15 protein-coding genes are annotated in these 16,256 nt (G+C 48.3%); 3 read left to right on the top strand and 12 right to left on the bottom strand.

Going from position 1 to position 16,256, the window contains the following annotated elements; translation table 11 throughout:
• Position 1: 1 nt before the first annotated feature.
• The 4 genes from DWZ56_RS03185 to DWZ56_RS03175 all read right to left on the bottom strand — a co-directional run bounded on the left by DWZ56_RS03185 (position 2) and on the right by DWZ56_RS03175 (position 2,177).
• Positions 2 to 256, bottom strand: a complete 255-nt coding sequence (locus tag DWZ56_RS03185) for a type II toxin-antitoxin system RelB/DinJ family antitoxin (RefSeq protein WP_118554947.1) — start codon at positions 254 to 256, stop codon at positions 2 to 4.
• 481 nt (positions 257 to 737) lie between these two features.
• Entirely contained in the window at positions 738 to 1,454 is a 717-nt protein-coding gene (locus tag DWZ56_RS03180; protein WP_118554946.1) for a hypothetical protein, read from the bottom strand.
• Between the two features lie 15 nt (positions 1,455 to 1,469).
• A complete protein-coding gene (locus DWZ56_RS22660; RefSeq protein ID WP_158584422.1) occupies positions 1,470 to 1,637 on the bottom strand; it encodes a hypothetical protein in 168 nt (55 codons plus the stop codon).
• 33 nt (positions 1,638 to 1,670) lie between these two features.
• A complete protein-coding gene (locus DWZ56_RS03175; RefSeq protein WP_118554945.1) occupies positions 1,671 to 2,177 on the bottom strand; it encodes a GNAT family N-acetyltransferase in 507 nt (168 codons plus the stop codon).
• Between the two features lie 134 nt (positions 2,178 to 2,311).
• On the opposite strand from DWZ56_RS03175, the gene DWZ56_RS03170 reads away from it, so the two are divergent.
• Both DWZ56_RS03170 and DWZ56_RS03165 read left to right on the top strand, forming a co-directional pair.
• Positions 2,312 to 3,130, top strand: coding sequence for a MerR family transcriptional regulator (locus tag DWZ56_RS03170; protein WP_118554944.1), 819 nt, complete (start codon positions 2,312 to 2,314; stop codon positions 3,128 to 3,130).
• 49 nt (positions 3,131 to 3,179) lie between these two features.
• Positions 3,180 to 3,659 carry an SAM-dependent methyltransferase gene (locus tag DWZ56_RS03165; RefSeq protein ID WP_118554943.1) on the top strand — a complete coding sequence of 160 codons (480 nt, stop codon included), beginning with the start codon at positions 3,180 to 3,182 and terminating at the stop codon, positions 3,657 to 3,659.
• A gap of 17 nt (positions 3,660 to 3,676) precedes the next feature.
• On the opposite strand, the gene DWZ56_RS03160 is transcribed toward DWZ56_RS03165, so the two are convergent.
• The 4 genes from DWZ56_RS03160 to DWZ56_RS03145 form a co-directional block, all read right to left on the bottom strand.
• Positions 3,677 to 6,079 (bottom strand): glycoside hydrolase family 2 TIM barrel-domain containing protein, encoded by a 2,403-nt coding sequence (locus DWZ56_RS03160; protein WP_118554942.1) that lies wholly within the window; start codon positions 6,077 to 6,079, stop codon positions 3,677 to 3,679.
• A 62-nt stretch (positions 6,080 to 6,141) separates the two neighbouring features.
• On the bottom strand, positions 6,142 to 6,861 hold the full coding sequence (locus DWZ56_RS03155) for an HAD family hydrolase (protein ID WP_118554941.1): 720 nt from the start codon (positions 6,859 to 6,861) through the stop codon (positions 6,142 to 6,144).
• A 115-nt stretch (positions 6,862 to 6,976) separates the two neighbouring features.
• Entirely contained in the window at positions 6,977 to 7,600 is a 624-nt protein-coding gene (nth, locus tag DWZ56_RS03150; protein ID WP_118554940.1) for an endonuclease III, read from the bottom strand.
• Between the two features lie 18 nt (positions 7,601 to 7,618).
• Complete coding sequence (locus tag DWZ56_RS03145) at positions 7,619 to 8,434, bottom strand: class I SAM-dependent methyltransferase (RefSeq protein ID WP_147369377.1); 816 nt, start codon at positions 8,432 to 8,434, stop codon at positions 7,619 to 7,621.
• 488 nt (positions 8,435 to 8,922) lie between these two features.
• Here DWZ56_RS03145 and DWZ56_RS03140 point away from each other — a divergent pair, with 488 nt between their 5' ends.
• On the top strand, positions 8,923 to 9,756 hold the full coding sequence (locus DWZ56_RS03140) for an AMP-binding protein (protein ID WP_118554938.1): 834 nt from the start codon (positions 8,923 to 8,925) through the stop codon (positions 9,754 to 9,756).
• A gap of 71 nt (positions 9,757 to 9,827) precedes the next feature.
• On the opposite strand, the gene DWZ56_RS03135 is transcribed toward DWZ56_RS03140, so the two are convergent.
• The 4 genes from DWZ56_RS03135 to DWZ56_RS03120 all read right to left on the bottom strand — a co-directional run bounded on the left by DWZ56_RS03135 (position 9,828) and on the right by DWZ56_RS03120 (position 16,173).
• The gene (locus DWZ56_RS03135; RefSeq protein WP_118554937.1) at positions 9,828 to 10,181 is read right to left on the bottom strand and encodes a hypothetical protein; all 354 of its coding nucleotides are present in this window, start codon (positions 10,179 to 10,181) and stop codon (positions 9,828 to 9,830) included.
• A 13-nt stretch (positions 10,182 to 10,194) separates the two neighbouring features.
• Positions 10,195 to 10,788 (bottom strand): hypothetical protein, encoded by a 594-nt coding sequence (locus tag DWZ56_RS03130; RefSeq protein ID WP_118554936.1) that lies wholly within the window; start codon positions 10,786 to 10,788, stop codon positions 10,195 to 10,197.
• Between the two features lie 38 nt (positions 10,789 to 10,826).
• Positions 10,827 to 13,871 (bottom strand): DEAD/DEAH box helicase, encoded by a 3,045-nt coding sequence (locus DWZ56_RS03125; protein WP_118554935.1) that lies wholly within the window; start codon positions 13,869 to 13,871, stop codon positions 10,827 to 10,829.
• Between the two features lie 91 nt (positions 13,872 to 13,962).
• The gene (locus DWZ56_RS03120; protein WP_118554934.1) at positions 13,963 to 16,173 is read right to left on the bottom strand and encodes a helix-turn-helix domain-containing protein; all 2,211 of its coding nucleotides are present in this window, start codon (positions 16,171 to 16,173) and stop codon (positions 13,963 to 13,965) included.
• Between the last annotated feature and the right edge of the window lie 83 nt (positions 16,174 to 16,256).

The raw sequence follows: 16,256 nt of genomic DNA, 5'->3' as shown, positions 1-16,256 counted from the left end.
GTTATTCCTCTATCAGTCCATGTTCGATTAAATTAAGCCGCCCTGCCTTGTAGTCCTCCATTTTTTTTTCCAGATAACGTACATTGCTTTCGGAATAGAATGGATCTGCAGACAATTCAAAGGGTATGCGCCGCTCTCTGGCAACCTTTTTCAAAAAGATGTTGATTGCAGTTGACATACTCAAGCCAATATCATCAAAGGTTTGCTCAGCACCGCGCTTCACATCATCATCAACACGCAAGCTAATCTGTGCCATAAAATCACTCCTTTCCTTGTGTTTTAATTGTACTACATTAAAAAGCAAAATACAAGCATTTTTATATACATATGCTATCACAATATAATATGCTCGTCTCTAAACGTTTGATACTAAATAATATAAATAACTTTTTTTAGCAGTAACCATATTGATTTTCTTCATTGCTTTATTGCTATACTCTTATTTAATGTATATATAATACATGCTAAAATATAAGCAAATACTTCCTGTTGATATCTATAGAAATGAGGTCTTCTATGGGGCAGAATAAAATAAAAACAATAATTAAAAAACAAATTGCAGGCAGTATAATATGTCTGATCATTCTAACCCTAACCTGTGGCTGCAGCAGTACAGCCCAAGCAGGTCCAAAACCAGAAACCCTATCCATATATCCCGAAGCATCACTCACCAAGCCGGATACCATACTCATTTGCAGAGGAGACAAAGAAATTACATTAACACCTGCATCTGAACTTTATGAAAAATTATACTCTGAAAAATTTAGATCCCCATATTCATATTTCCCAAATTCACTAATTGGAACCAGTTCATACTTTCCGCTGTTCATCTGCTGCCTGTAGCTGTTGATATAATAATGCACCAGATCGTTATCGCCGGTCAGAACTTCCATGACTCTCATCTGGAAATAACAGGTAAACGCCTCATCAAAAAATCTTATTCGCTGCACTATGCCTTCTGCCTTTGCATTCCACCCCAAATGTATAAACTCATGGATGATCATTCCCATCGCCCGCGCAGATGCAAATGTGGATTCCTGCACATATACAACTCCAGCATCAGCGGATGCAAAGTTTCCAAAATTCTCCGGAATAGCCGCATACACAGTATCTGCGGCTATATTGCGCACGCCGAAATGGCTGTTCATAAACTCATGAGCCTTTTTCATAATATCTTCAACATCAATATTCAAGCAGTCATTGAGCAGGAAAAAGGTTCCGACAGTTGTAGTCACCTTTTTATAGGGGGCAATTGAACAATTAAAGTTATTGACAGCAAGGCTTCCTTCATAAGCAAACTGCACGCTGTCTGCCTGAACAATCCGGCTCTTTAGTCTCTCTGTAGCGATCACCTCATAACCGTCGGGGACAGTTACAGATAAGCGGCCGGTATAGAATATCTCCAGATTTTTAAAGTTTCCCGGAACCGCCACCTTCTGTACACAATATTCCATATACCATCCGTTAATCTAAACCTGGGTTATCTCAGGAACAACTTTGGTGCCATCGCATCGGATCTCATGTATGGCAAAATCACGGTTCAATAAAAAATGCTGCTCTGACAGTTCTTCCCTGTCATAGGAAGCTGCTGCTTTTAAAATTCCTTTGTCAGGATATATTCTGCAATTCCATTTCATCTTAATCCCTCCCCCTGCTCATTCAACCTCATCTCAGAGTTCGCGCCGCATCACAACAACTGTATAATCCCCGTTTTCCCTCTCTGCGCCTGTCGGCACGAATCCGTTCTTACGCCAGAAGCTGCCGCTCTGATTGTTTCCTTTGACATATCCCAGGCCCGCATACATAAATCCGGCTGATTTGATATAGTTCAGCATATCCGCAACAATGCCGGAACCGATTCCTCTTCCCTGCAGCTTCCGATTCATCATAAAGAATCCGATCCAGGCCGTCTGGAGGTCCGGATAACCCAGGATCAGATCCGTAACAGCAACCAGCTTACCGTCCTGATAGTGGCCAATATAGAATTTATCCTCCCATTCAACTCCAGGCGGCAGTGCCTTCATATCCTCACGGATACTGTCTGCTGAAACCGGGGATTTCATATGTTCATAGTAAACCGGATTTCCCAAACACAATTCGTGAATCTCTTCAATATCCTTTTCCTGAAGCCGTCGCACTTCAAACTTTCCTGAAAAGTCCTGTACATTTATCTCCATTTTTTTATAATCTCCTTATATTCTCCTAAGACTGATCAGCAATTTATCCCTTGTTTACAGTGATGAACTAATCCGCTCTGTTTCAGGTTGAAATAAATTCATATCCTTTATAATGTAGAAAAGGCGGTGACACAATGTTTAAAATCGGTGAATTTTCTAAATTGACACAAGTTTCGATCCGTATGCTCCGATATTATGATGAAACGGGGCTGCTGACGCCCGCTAAAACGGATCCCTGGACCGGCTACCGGATGTACTCCGCAGAGCAGATACCTGTGCTGAACAGAATCATCTATCTTAGAGACAGCGGTTTTCAAGTTTCAGAAATCGCAGCAATACTTAACAACGAATTCAGCGGCCTGACCGAAGAAGAGCTCGACCGTAAATCTGCCGAGATTCTTAAGCGGATACAGGAGGACCGGGAAAAACTGCGCAAGATAGAAATTGCAAGGAAAGCTGTGAAAGCCGGCAGTAAGGACGAAATGCACTGTCAAATTCTCATGAAATCCATACCTGCCTGCCAGGCACTCACCCTTCGCAGAACCATTCCCGATTATTATGCTGAAGGCGAATTGTGGAAAGAACTCTCTTCTTTTATTTCCGAACATCCGGTGCAGATCACGGACTGCGTGTTTTCGGTTTATCATGATCCTGATTACAGAGAGCGTGATGTGGATGTGGAGCTGTGTGTGCCGGTCAAACATGCCGGAACAAGTGCAGGGCGATTCCTATACCGCACGATTGAGGCGGTGCCGGTTATGGCCAGCACCATGGCATATGGCCCATTTTCCAATATTGCCGGTTCCTATGCGGCTTTTGCCGGATGGCTCCAGCAAAACAGCCGTTACAGGATGTCCGGGCCAGACCGGCAGATCGTACACAGAGGACCGTGGAATGAAGACGATCCTGCCCGTTATCTGGTGGAACTGCAGATCCCCTTGACTCTCACATGATGTGAGGGTTTATACTCCATTTACTAAATCGAAATGGAGGAAATAATTTATGACAGAAATGAAAGTAAATCCCATCGGAGTGATCCGAAACAGTGAGGAAGGATGCTGCATAAAAATACAGGAGAAGTTTGTCCCGGCTCTGCTGGCGCTGGAAGGGTTCAGCCACATCCAAGTCATCTGGTGGTTCAGCGGCTTTGACGATGAGCTGTCCCGCTCCCTGCTGCAGGCTCAAAAGCCCTATAAACACGGCCCTGACACTATGGGAATCTTCGCTACCAGATCCCCGCTGCGTCCCAATCCCATCGCGCTGACCACTTCAGAAGTAATTGACATCGATCACGAAAACGGCATCATCCGAATTGCCTATACCGATGCGGATGATCACACGCCTGTGCTCGATATCAAGCCCTATACACCAAGCCTTGACAGGCCAGACCGGCCCTCAGTTCCCGTCTGGTGCCGCCATTGGCCGGACAGCATCGAATCCTCCGCCTTCTTCAACTGGGAAGAGGAATTTAACTTTGAATAACGTTTCAACCGGATACATCACTCAAATATAATTTCCACACTGTCGCTCTGAAGCCCCGCCGCATTCATTTTCACTGTACATCTGCCGGCTTCACCGCTGGAACGGATCACGGTAAATGCGCGCCCGTGGAAGGCACGGATACGGTCGGACCGCAGGCTTTCATGGCTGTCCGGCCTGCCGTTATCCACTCCGATCACCTCCGCCGGCCCATCCGCTTCAAACAGTATCTCGCGGTCCGCCTGGGGGCACCAGAACCCTCGGGCATCCACCACTTCCACCTCGATCTGCCCCACATCCAGGCCATCCGCCGCGGCATGCTTCTGATAAACAGAAGCCTTCAGCGCATAGGGCTCCCCCGCGGTATGTACAGTATGCCTGCATACCTCCGCGCCCTGCCTGTAACCGATCAGCTCAATGCAGCCCGGTTCATACGGCACATCCCAGCTAAGGAACATATCATCCGTATTGACAGCAATCAGCTCCCGGTCAAAGTGGCCGTACCTCTGCGTCATCCCATAGGACGGATAGGTACCTGCTTTTCTGCCGTAGGATTTCCCGTTCAGAATCAATTCCGCGCTTTCACAGTTGGTAAAGCCCAGCACCGGCACAATACTTCCCTCCGGCACATCCAGGTTCCAATGTGGAATTAGATGCGCCATCGCATCCTTTCTCTTCCAGATGCTCTGATAAAAATAATATCCGTATTTTTCAAAGCCGCAGGTATCCATGACTCCTGCGCTGGAGGACCGGTTAGGCCACTGCGCCTCTCCCAGGTAGTCTATTCCGGTCCACATGAAATCACCTGCCACATAATCATGGGTCATCGTAAATTTCAGCAGTTTTCCCACTGTGACCGGCATGCTGTAATACGGCTGCCGCCACCAGCCCATCTCTCCCGGCAGAGGATACTCATCCCTCACATCTCCACAGCTGCGGTGCTCGGTGCCGATCATACACCGCTTCGGGTCAGCCCGTTTGTCATCATCATAGAAATTTTCCGCTCTGGTCCGCCACCGGTCCACATAGTTATAGCCGACCACATCCAGCTCATCTAAAAATTCCTGCCTCGCAGCTCTCGGTTCCGCACAGATCTGGTCATTTGCCGCGGTTACAGGGCGGTCCGGGGCCAGACGCCGGCAGATTTCTTTCAAATGCCGCGCGGTCAGATGCCCGTTCGGATCGGTCTGATCCGGGACTTCATTGCCGATGCTCCAGATCACTATGCAGGGATGATTGCGGTCCCGGCGAAGCATGGCCTCCAGATCCTCCTCATGGCAGCGCTCGAACCATTCGGAATACCCCCTGCTCTCATGTGTATTGCTGCCCAGCTCTTTCCCCTTCAGGATGCACCACTCATCAAAAGACTCGTCCATAACCAGAAATCCGAGTTCGTCACACAGATCCAGCAGGCCGGGATCCGGCGGATTATGGGACATTCGGATACCGTTTGCCCCCATAGCCTTTAATCTCTCCAGACGGCGTTTCCAAATCTGGCGCGGCACCGCCGCACCCACGCATCCTCCGTCGTGATGCAGGCATACGCCATTTATCTTGACCGGCTCTCCGTTTAGCAGAAACCCTTTATCGCAGTCAAATACAGCCTGACGCAGACCGATTCTCGTCCGCACCTCATCCAGTATGTTTCCTGTGCCATCGTACAGCCTGGTGATCACGCAGTAAAGAGCCGGTTCATCCGGCGACCATAACTTCGGCCCGGATACAATTGCCTTTGCATCACCGTGCCCCTTCACCTCTTCACAGACACAAACCGATGCTGCACTGCCGTCCGGACAGAGGATTGTATGCTCTATCTTAACCGGGCTGCCGGCCGTTATATCCGTTTCTATAGAAAGAATTGCTTCTGTTTTGGTCACCTTTTCCTGACGGACATATATGCCATTCGTTTTCACATGGGTCTCACCCACGCTCCTGATCCATACATTCCTGGTGATGCCGGAACCGGAATACCAGCGGGAATTCGGCTGTGCCGAATTGTCGATGCGCACATCCAGCACATTCACCGCATCCGCTCCGCCCTCTAACAGCTCCGTAACATCCCATTCAAAAGGCGTATATCCATAGATATGCTCTCCCAGATATTCCCCGTTCAACCATACGCAGGCACGCATATACGCGCCCTCAAAGCTTATAAAAACGCGGCGGTTTTGCAGAGCTTCCTCTTTAACCGCAAACAGCTTTTTATACCATCCGATCCCGGTTTCCACATATCCGCCTGATCCGCAGGATTCTGCCGTCTCACGAAACGGATAGTCCAGGCTCCAGTCATGAGGCAGTTTTACACCTCGGTAACCGTTAAGGTTTAAGCTGCCAGGCTGTTCCGGCGCCGATTCCCCATGATAGAAAAACCAATCCAGATTAAATTTTTCTTCCTGTCTGATGTCATTCCCTGTTAGATACATCCGTCATTCCTCCTTACGGCCCATTTGCCGTTTCACTGCCGATCGAGCTTCTGTCTCTGCCTTTATGACTCCGCTGACAGCAAAGCCAGCAGTTTCCTAAGATCTGCTATCTCATAGTCCGGTACAGTCTGTGCAGATGCCTGCTTGTGATTCGGATTAAACCAGCATGTATGCATGCCGGCAGAAGCTGCCCCCGCAATATCCGAGGTCAGCGAATCTCCGACCATCAGGCATTCTTCCGCATTTTCTATTCCCTGCTCGTTTAAGATTCTGGTAAAAAAAGCCCGTTCCGGCTTAATCATCCCCATTTCCTCTGATATATATATGTGTGAAAAATAGCTCTGAATTCTCTTCAGCCGGGACCGCTGCACAAAGGCCAGCCCATTTGTGGCGACAAACAGCCTGTGGCTGCGCGCCAGCATCCTTAGGACCTGACGCACGTGAGGCAGAACCCCCCTTTCCAAAGCAAACGCGTCCAGATACCGGCGGCTCATCTCCTCCGCCGTCATAGCCGTGCTGATCCGTTCTTTCAGCACCTCAAACCGCTTGACGGAATATTCGTAATAACGTTTGTGATAATCCTGCTGCACCTCGCTGTCAGCCGTTTCGTCCATCTTGTAACGGCTCCATTCCATGAGACAGATGGCCGCAAATTCCTCAGCCAGCCGTTCCCCATCCGATATGCCACAGGCATCCAGTACCTTCTTCAACGCATCCGACTCCGCACGCCGATAATCCAGCAGCGTATCATCCACATCAAAAATTATATATCTGTAATCCATGGGATCTCTTCCCTCCTTCGCAGTTTCATGTCACCAACCGAAAGCTGGTGGCCTACGTACACTTCAGTGAACTGGCGCTTTATCCCGTACTTACGCTGAAACTTTTGTCGTTCTCCTACAGATGCTTCTCACACCAGGCTTCCAGCACACAGTTTTCGCAGTGGCATTTTCTGGCCGTGCACACCGTTCTCCCGTGGTAAATCAGCTGAAAATTAATCCTGTTCCAGTGCTCTTTGGGAAGCGCCTTCATCAGCTCCTGTTCGACCTTAACCGGATTATTGCCCTTTGCCCATCCGATCCTTCGTGATATGCGGAACACATGTGTATCCACGGTCACACCGGGGATGCCGTAGGCATCCGCCAGAAACAGAGTGGCTGTTTTTCTTCCCACTCCCGCCAGGGTCAGCAGCTCTTCCATAGTAACCGGTACCTTTCCGTCATGCTCTACGATTATCTGCGCACAGCACTTTTTCATGTTCTTTGCCTTGTTTTTATAGAGGCCGACGGAACGGATCGCCTGTTCAATCTCTTCTAACGGAGCCTCTGCGACAGACTCCGCTGTGGGGAATTTTTCCCACAGGGAGGGCAGCATCTCATCCACCTGCTTATCCGTGCTCTGCGCGCTTAACATGATGGCTAAAAGCAGCTGCCAGTCCTGGCTGTGCACAAACCCCTCCTTGGTTATTCCGTAAGTCTGATCCAGGGCAGCAAGTATCCGCCCGGTTTTGTCTTTCGTCACCGCTCTTTACCTCCCCGCCTATCTCTTGCGCCCGATATACATCGCATGCTCGGAATATGTCAAAAGCTCCGGTATCTCCAGAAACTTTTTGGCGGTTTCCACCCACAGATCGATCTCCGCCTGCGGAAATCCCAATATCTGATTTTCATTGGGGGAAAGGATTCCCTCCTGGCCGAAGAGATGCAGCTGATCCAGTGCAAAACGGCTCATAAACGGTACGATCTGCCGCGGGCTGATAAAGCAGACCGGCGCGAATGCGGGGCCTGCATACTCTGTCCCTGTGACAATGGAATCCAGAACCTTCCCAAAAAACTCATTTTTTATATCTTCTTCCAGGCATCCCGGCCCATTCTTCATATCGAATATAATTCCGGCAAAATTCATGATAAAAGAACAGTAGAGATTGCCCCCAGCCTTCAGTTTCTCCAATGCCAGCTTTACCGCCAGCTCTCTCTCCTTCTCTTCACCCAAATGATAGAGCGGGCCCATCAAAAATACATGGTCATACTCTCCCAGATCCAGCTGTTCTAGTTCCAGGCAGTTCTTTGCGACAGCCTGAAGCGGGACCTGTTTTTCCTGCGCCATCTTTTTGGCAAATTCTATGTTGCCTTCCGAGAGATCCACCAGGGTGACTTCGCAGCCCTTCTGCGCATAGTATACGGAATATCTGCCTGGACCTCCTCCGATATCCAGCACACGGTCCCCCGGCCTTATGTATTTATCCATCATATAGGTGGTGAGTATAAACTCGAACGGATGCTGATCGAGTCTGTCCCACTCTGTTTGCGGGCCATCATCATAATACTTCTTTACTTTTTCAATGTCTTCTTTCAACTGTTTTCCTCCTGTAGCTGCCAGCCAGTCCCTGCTGTGCTTCCTGTTTTTGTCTGTGTTCCCCGCCAAGCAATCCGAACTCTCATCGGCAACTCCTCCGTTCCAATGTCTGAAAAAAAGAATTATGTATATTCTATCATATCACAATAGAATTTGACAGATTATATTATCTTAATTTTATATGTCTTTCGGCTTCTGTTGCTGTTCGTAGCCATCCGCGCATGACTGGTCTTGGCGTGGCTTAAAGACCTGATGATAGAATAATTAGAAGGCTCTACCGATATATTTATCATCAACCGGCGGCAGGCGGCATAAACTGTCAAATGAGTCACTGATATCCCAGCAGGAACATTCATATCATTGAACAGGTCATTACGAGACTAAAGCCGGCCGCAGATCCTGTAACGGATGAAAGAATCTGTATTCGGATCTGTGGGCCGTCTCATCGAACTAATAGAAATCAGGTTAAAGGAGCGCGGTAATATCTAATGATCAGACAACTTTTATTAAACCGAACAAATGACAACCGCATCGGCATCATGGACGACGAGGAAACTGTCTCCTACCGGATGCTCTGCCAGAAGGCTGCTGCGCTGCAACAGCAGCTGCATAACATTTCACAGGGCTGCGCGGCGGTATTACTGCCCGACGATGCGGATTTTATCGCCGCCTTTTTTGGGGTACTGATGTCTGGCAGAGCTGTATTTCCGCTCAATTTCCGTCTGACCGGATATGAGGTCGCAGGGCTGCTGAAACAGGCATCCGTATCCGCCATAATAACCTCCCTTAAATTCCAGCCGCTCTTTGAACAGATCTATGAATGCGCTTCCGGGCGGATACCTGTAATTTATATGGAAAATCAGCCGTCCTGTACCTGCAAAAATATTGATCCGCCGCCGGACACAGGTGCGGATCAGCCTGCAGTCCTGCTCTGTACATCGGGCACCGCCGGCAATGCCAAGATCGTACAGCTGTCAGAACAGAATCTGGATTCCTGCATCCTCTCCTATCTGGATAAGATGGATTTTGAGAAATATGCCGGGCAGCACATCCGATACGTAATCGCCACACCGTTTTTCACGGCATATGGCATAATGATTCTGGCCGCCTGTATATACAGGGCATTTCCGATTGTCCTGCTAAAGGACGGGTTTACGCTCGATCTGCTTTACCGCGCGGTGGAAACACATCGGATCACGCACTATGAGGGCGGTGTTTCCACCGCCACACTCATGGACCAGCTGGCCGGACAGCCTATTCCCTATGATATCAGTTCTCTGAAATACCTGGGCTTTGAAGGAAGTAAAGATCTCATATCATAGTCGCAAACGCTCCTATTGAAAAAGAATCCCGCTTGCGGGATTCTCCTCCAACTGTTTGAATCTGAGCGCCGCTAAGCCAGCACTCTTTTACATGAAACCTCTTTGAGACACCTCATGAAACGTTCTCGGCCGAATATGATGAATTTGTATTGTCTCCCATCTTTCAAACCAATTTTCACTGCGGGGAACATCCTAAGCGAACGACACCGGTTCACGCTTTTGATATCCGCATAACGGATTGCGATTCTTTTTAACTCCTGCGGCAACACAGCTTTCTGGCATCTGTAGAGGATCCCGTTTTCGTCCACTCTGATGCCGCCTCCGTGCGCGCCTTTGTAACACAGACTGGCTGAAAATGTTTTTCTCATTCCTTCTTCCTGCTCCTCTCTTCTGTCATCCGCCGAAAGCGGATTACTTGAACACACATCCGTATTCCTCCTATTGAACTGGCATTTCCGTAAAGGTGAGTGTAACCGCCACCACCAGTTCGTGCCCGCCCAGCCGTTCCGGCTCAAAATAGGCCTCCGTCCCATAGGTGCGTATCTCATTGGAACTTGTCTCAATCAGAACGGCCAGCGGGATCTCCTCTCCGTCAGTAATTGCACTTTCCGTAAGCCATGAAGCCGCTTTAGCCGTGCTCTCTTTCCAGGCGTCAAGATCCCCAAGATCTATCGTCACGGCCTGAATCCCGCTCTCATCCTGAAGTGCCAGCCGGACATTTTCCTCCAGACTTACCGCGATCCTTCCCTGGGAGTTTGCCGCCTCTCCGGACATGCCTCCGTAATTCTCCCAGGTCAGATCCTCCTTCAGCACATAGAGGTTAATGCTCATCGCCTTTATCTGGCTGTTTATCTGATAATCGAATATATGCCCGATATCCGAAATGCCGAAAAGCTCCAGTATCTGCTGTTCTTCCTTTGTAAGCCCACTCTCACGGACCTGCATATCCGTGACTTTCCCTGTTCCGGCGCCGCATGCTGTAAGAGATACGGTTAACAGCAGAGCCGCCAGAATCATACTTATTTTTTTCAAACTGTTTCCTCCTTAAGTTTAGCTTAAATTTTAAATTGTTATCTGCCATTCACCTTTTTAAAGTAATCGATCAGTATATCCTTTATATGCTGGTACCGCCTGGCATAGGTGTTATCTATGCGGATCAGCTCAAAATTGTGTGCGCGGCAGATCTGCTGTTTTTTCTCATCCCGCCGCCTCACAACCCAGTCCTCCTGATGTTCCTTCCCGTCCAGTTCGATGGCCAGAATGGGGATCTCCTGCTTTGCATAGTTTCTCTGATATACGACGAAATCAAACTGACCGGTATAAAACAGATCCAGATACGGCACATTTTCCTCAAAAACCTGTTTGATCGGCACTTCCTTTTTAATCGTACAGCGGCCTTCCCCATTTAACACATTGTCCAGCGCATGATTTAAATTCTCCAGGAAAGCCTCTTCTGTTTTTGTGCTGTAGGGCTTGATGCCCAATGCCCGGGAGCTGCTGTTTCTGGGCGTAACGGTGGTCTCACCGTTATGCTTTACATATTGGAGCAGCTCATAGAGGTCGTCCTCTTCCTCCGGCTTCATCCCGTGCAGACGCTGCATATTTATGTCGTCCGCCAGGATGATCAGCTTTTCCCTGGCTCTGGAAATGGCCACATTGATCAGTTCTTTATTGTTTTTCAGCCAGCTATAGGTCCCTTCCCCGGTTTTGTCCGTCACAGCCAGTGAGAACAGTATGACATCCTTCTCATCCCCCTGAAAGGCATGTACGGTCCCGCAGGGTACATTCTGCAGCTTATGGTACTCCAGCATTTCCCGAATGCATTCCTTTTGGTTTGTAAAGGGCGTAATGATGCCGATCTTCTTTTCCGGATGGCGGCTGACATAGTTCACAATCTCCTCGGCCTCAGCGGGAGAAGTATTGCGCAAGGCGGTGGATGACGGAAGGATCTTGCGGTATTCCAGCGGTGCATCGGACTCTGTACGGCTGTCTATCTTCAGCCTTCCGTGGTAGTATTTCTGGTTATTGAACTCTATGATCTTTTTGTGGCACCGGTAATGGTGGCTAAGAAGCACTTCATCACTCACCGAATCGCAGGCCAGATAGGTCTTATAAATGGAATTTTTTATATAATCATACTCATCCGTCACATAATACATCCGCTTCAGCACATCATTGGTCCTGGGATTCAGCGTGATCACAGGATTTAGCTGCTGCGGATCCCCCACCAGCATCAGGTTGTTCCCGCGTATCGCCGGAATCAGGGAAACAGCCGTATTGCACTGGCTCGCTTCATCCAATATAACCATATCAAAATAAGGCTTGGGCTTTCCGATCTTATGCGCGGATATACAGGTGGTCGCCACGATGGGAAATATCTTAAGAAACCGTTCCACATTATCCTCACGGGACAGATAGATGTTAAACTGCTCCACCCGGTCTTCCCCGCCGGAGAGGATGATTTCTTTTAACTCTTCGTTCTTCGGTTCATCCAGCCGCCGGATACAGCGTGCGGATGCAAAATAGAAGTATTGGAACAGATACTTTTCATCCTGGGGCAGCAGCCCAAGAGCCGTCTCAACCGTTATGTCGCCCAGCTGTTTCATACGCTGTTCCAGTTGACTCTTCTGCCGGTCATGCAGATCCGCATAAAAGTTGAAATGCTGCATCTGAGTTACTTCCAGCTTATCGATGGCGTCCCTTCTCTCCTGGAGATCGATATATTCCTCATATCTTTTCAGAAGCTCCGACAGCTGTTTTAGCTTCTGGGCTTCCCGCTTCCTGTTCTTATCCAGATTTTCTTCCAGTATGGTGATGTCCTGTGTTTCCAGATAAATATCCTTCATATAATCCAGGGCCGCCTCCACCTTATCGTCATTGCCCAGCCGGACGATGGGAAATGGGATGCGCCCATACCTGCAATGAAAGCCGCACATTTCTTCAAATACGCTGTCAATCGGATGATTGTTATAGGAAGCAAAAAGCACCGTCCTGCCGTTAAAGAAGGCGGTGGTGATCGTGTTGATGATGGTGGTGGTCTTGCCGGTTCCCGGCGGTCCCTGGATATAGGCCAGCGGGTACTTCATAGCGTTGTTGACAGCCAGCAGCTGATCCAGATTCACACGCTTATTCAGCAGCGCAAAAGGATAATCCTTTCTTCTCACAGGCTTGGAGGTCAGATCGCCAAAGAACGCCCGGATCGGAGCGGCGGCCTGATCCTTTCCCCTGCTGTAACTGCGGATCACCGCGTCATACTCCCGTTTCAAATCTACCTTCGGGAAACGGCCAATGGCGATCATATAGGGCATATCATCCACTCCGTGCAGATAGCGGTTCTGACGGGTGATCTTATCTTTGATCAGTTCCGCATTTTTTTCGAAATCCTCCAGCAGCCCAAAATCCTCTGCATCCAAAAACTGGCGTATGCTCTGTCTGGACTCCAGTATTTCATACTCATAGCAGATCGTAATATCCTCCGCGGGCCTCAAGCATCTGCCCTTTATATCAAACAACAGCCTGCGGTATGCCAGGACATAGAGCTCCTTTTTTCCCGGGAGATGCACGCTTAACAGATTCAGCCCCAGCTCTATCTGACGGAGTCTTCCGGGCTTATGTCCCTCCCGGCCGAATTCCTCCATCAGGCTCCCGAACTGCTGGGGAGACAGGGTGTAAACGCCGATGCCGCCGGACTCCAGTTGTAACTTCTGGCCGTCAAACTGGTGCAGAAGCGCATAATCGCTGTAATAGGGCGTGGTGTCCAGCCGGTTGCATTCCGCCAGATAGTTCAATATCTTCAGATTCGCCACATTGCCAAAGATCCGCTCGTATTTCTCCGGTTCCTCAGCGATGTTACGGATCAACCGTTGGTTCTTTTCCTGATAGGAACCTTCGATCACATAGCTGGAGCAGATCGCATCGATATAGATTCTGTCAAATGCGGCTACGGTATGCTTCACGATGTGAAGTCCGTCCACGGACAGCGACATATCCTGCGGATCCAGATCCCGTATGCCGATCCAGTATTTCGTGATCTGATCCTGCTTATTCTGGTATTCAATCTGCAGCCATTTCCCTTCATGTATGGCCCTGAAGAGATCCTTTCCGATTTTATCCATAGGTACAGTCTCCTGTGATAGCTGGCTTTATAATTATATTGTACCAGCATCCGGAGAAATTTCCAGTTTTTTGTTCGTACTGCCCTGAAACTTATAATAAATTTCTGTATTTTCCGGGAGAAACGCCTTTAATCTTTTTGAAATTGCGGATATAGGTGGGCGTGTGCATATAGCCGACCATCTCCGCGATGCGGTCAATAGACAGGGACTGATCCTTCAGCAGCTCTATGCTGTACTCTATACGGCGTCTGGTGATATATTCCACGAACCCCTCGCCGATGCTTTTCTTAAATAATTTTGACAGATATGTATAGGAGACCCCCAGGGCATCCGCAATATTATCAAGGGAGAAATCGTCCGCCAGATAATTTTCTTCAATAATTTCCATCGCACGGCCGATGACCTCGTCTTCCCTGGATATGCCGGAAGACTTTTGATACTCAAGCAGACGCTTAAATACATGGAGCAGATAATCTCTGTCATCGTCCAAAGTCCGATCCGCATTTTTCCACAGGACAAAATCCGTCTGGTCTTTCAATATCCCGGCAAGGGCAACGTGATATCCGCCGGCAACCGCCTCTGCAAAAGCATACAGGCTGTCTACCGTTTTTTCTACAAAAAAGAACGGCGTATCTTCGTGTATATAACCCTCGACCAGATTCTGAATCAGTCGGTACGCATTGTCATATTCCTTTAATTCAAGGCAGTTTTGGTACTGCTCTTCATAGTGAACAGGCAGCTTATATTTAGAAAAATCCCGCTCTACGGTCTCTGTGATCCCAAGATATTCAAAACATTTACGTGCTATGCGGTACTGCAGCGCATAGCGGGCCTGTCCGTAGGATTTAGCTATATCTTCAGCAGAATCGTATACCTGCCCCTGTGCGACCGCATAGGGACAGCCTTCAAATCTTTTTTTAATCTGATCCAGATCATACTCATTGTAATTGAGAAGAACCACTGTAAAACAGTCTTCTTCCACCGCATAGTAATTGGTAAAGCTTTCCCTGAATACCTGCCGGATATGTTCCGTGGCGCTCCCCTGCTCTTTGCTGTAAAAAAGGAATACCACAAAATTGCGGTTGGGCAGGCTGATCTGGTACATATCCATCATCTGGATCAGATCCCCGCCGCCAACCTGACGGTGAAAGAGTTCTTTGAGAAAACTCTGTCGGAGCATGGGTACAGTCTTTAAAATCCGATATTGAAGATCCTGATTATCATAGATCATCCGGTCAATGTTGGCCGTAATAAAGGAAAATTCATCGGCGGCTTCGTGTTCCCGTCTAACGGGCATACTCGAAGCGTTCTGCATTTTATGCATGAGACTTCCAATGGGGATGTAAAGCCAGCGGCTTAAAAACATGGAGGCGCAAAACGCGAGAAAGATCATGACGATTCCCAGCACAACCGTCATCAAAGCGATATTCTGCGTCTTATCCGTCACTTCCTGATAGGGAATCAGCGACAGGTATCTCCAGTTTGTGACGGCCGAAGAAGCCGCTATGCACATATACCGGTCCCGTCCGATATAAACATCTGATTTTTCCTCCGCTTTTTCCAGAATCGGGGCTACCGATTCCCAGTCCGGACTGCCGTCAGGAACATAACCCACCACCGGAATATCGTTTTCATCGATTACATAAATTCCCCCGCTTTTCATCAGGTGAAACGCCTCTATATCCTTTAGAAGGCGGTTTTTATCAATGACAACTGCCAAAAAAACATTTGATTTATCAGAATTGATCGGCAGTGAGGTATAAAACAGTACCGCGTCAAAGGTGTCCGACATGGTCCGGTAGTCATCCATATAATAACTTTTCCAAAAACCGGTGGAATTCACCAGCTGCGAAAAATCCCTGTTTTGAAAGCGGTCAAAATAAAATTCCGAATGCATGCTGCCTTCACAGTTCATGATAAAATTTATATCCCGGATATATAATACAATATCTTCCACATACTCGTGATTGGACTTGATCTGGTTCATATCCGCCAGCAGATACGATGTCATGTAAAAATCCTTCGGGTTGCTTTTATATACAAAGGAGTTGATGCGCGAATTATAGGTAACATAGTTGAGTATATCATCCCGTATATTTTCAATGTTGGAATCCAGCTTTTCTTTCAGCTGATTCTGCATCACGCCGATCGAATGATTGATTTCCTCATCCAGCAGTTTTGAAGAATATGCTGAAGTGAGCACAGCCAGTATAATCATCGGCACAGCAGAAAAAAACAGCAGCGTACTGAAAAGACGCAGGAAAAATTTTCTTTTCTTTATCCTCCTCTTGATCAGCTTCATCTCTTCTCCCCCCTCCTAAACGTCAATAGGGAGGGCGGCCATACGGCTGCCGCCCCCCTGCGATTTCTGATATTACTGCGATA

The organism is Lachnotalea sp. AF33-28 (assembly GCF_003477885.1).
Taxonomy (GTDB): Bacteria; Bacillota; Clostridia; order Lachnospirales; family Lachnospiraceae; genus AF33-28.
Note: the sequence above shows the minus strand (reverse complement) of the source record. Positions and strands in the feature narration are given on the sequence as shown.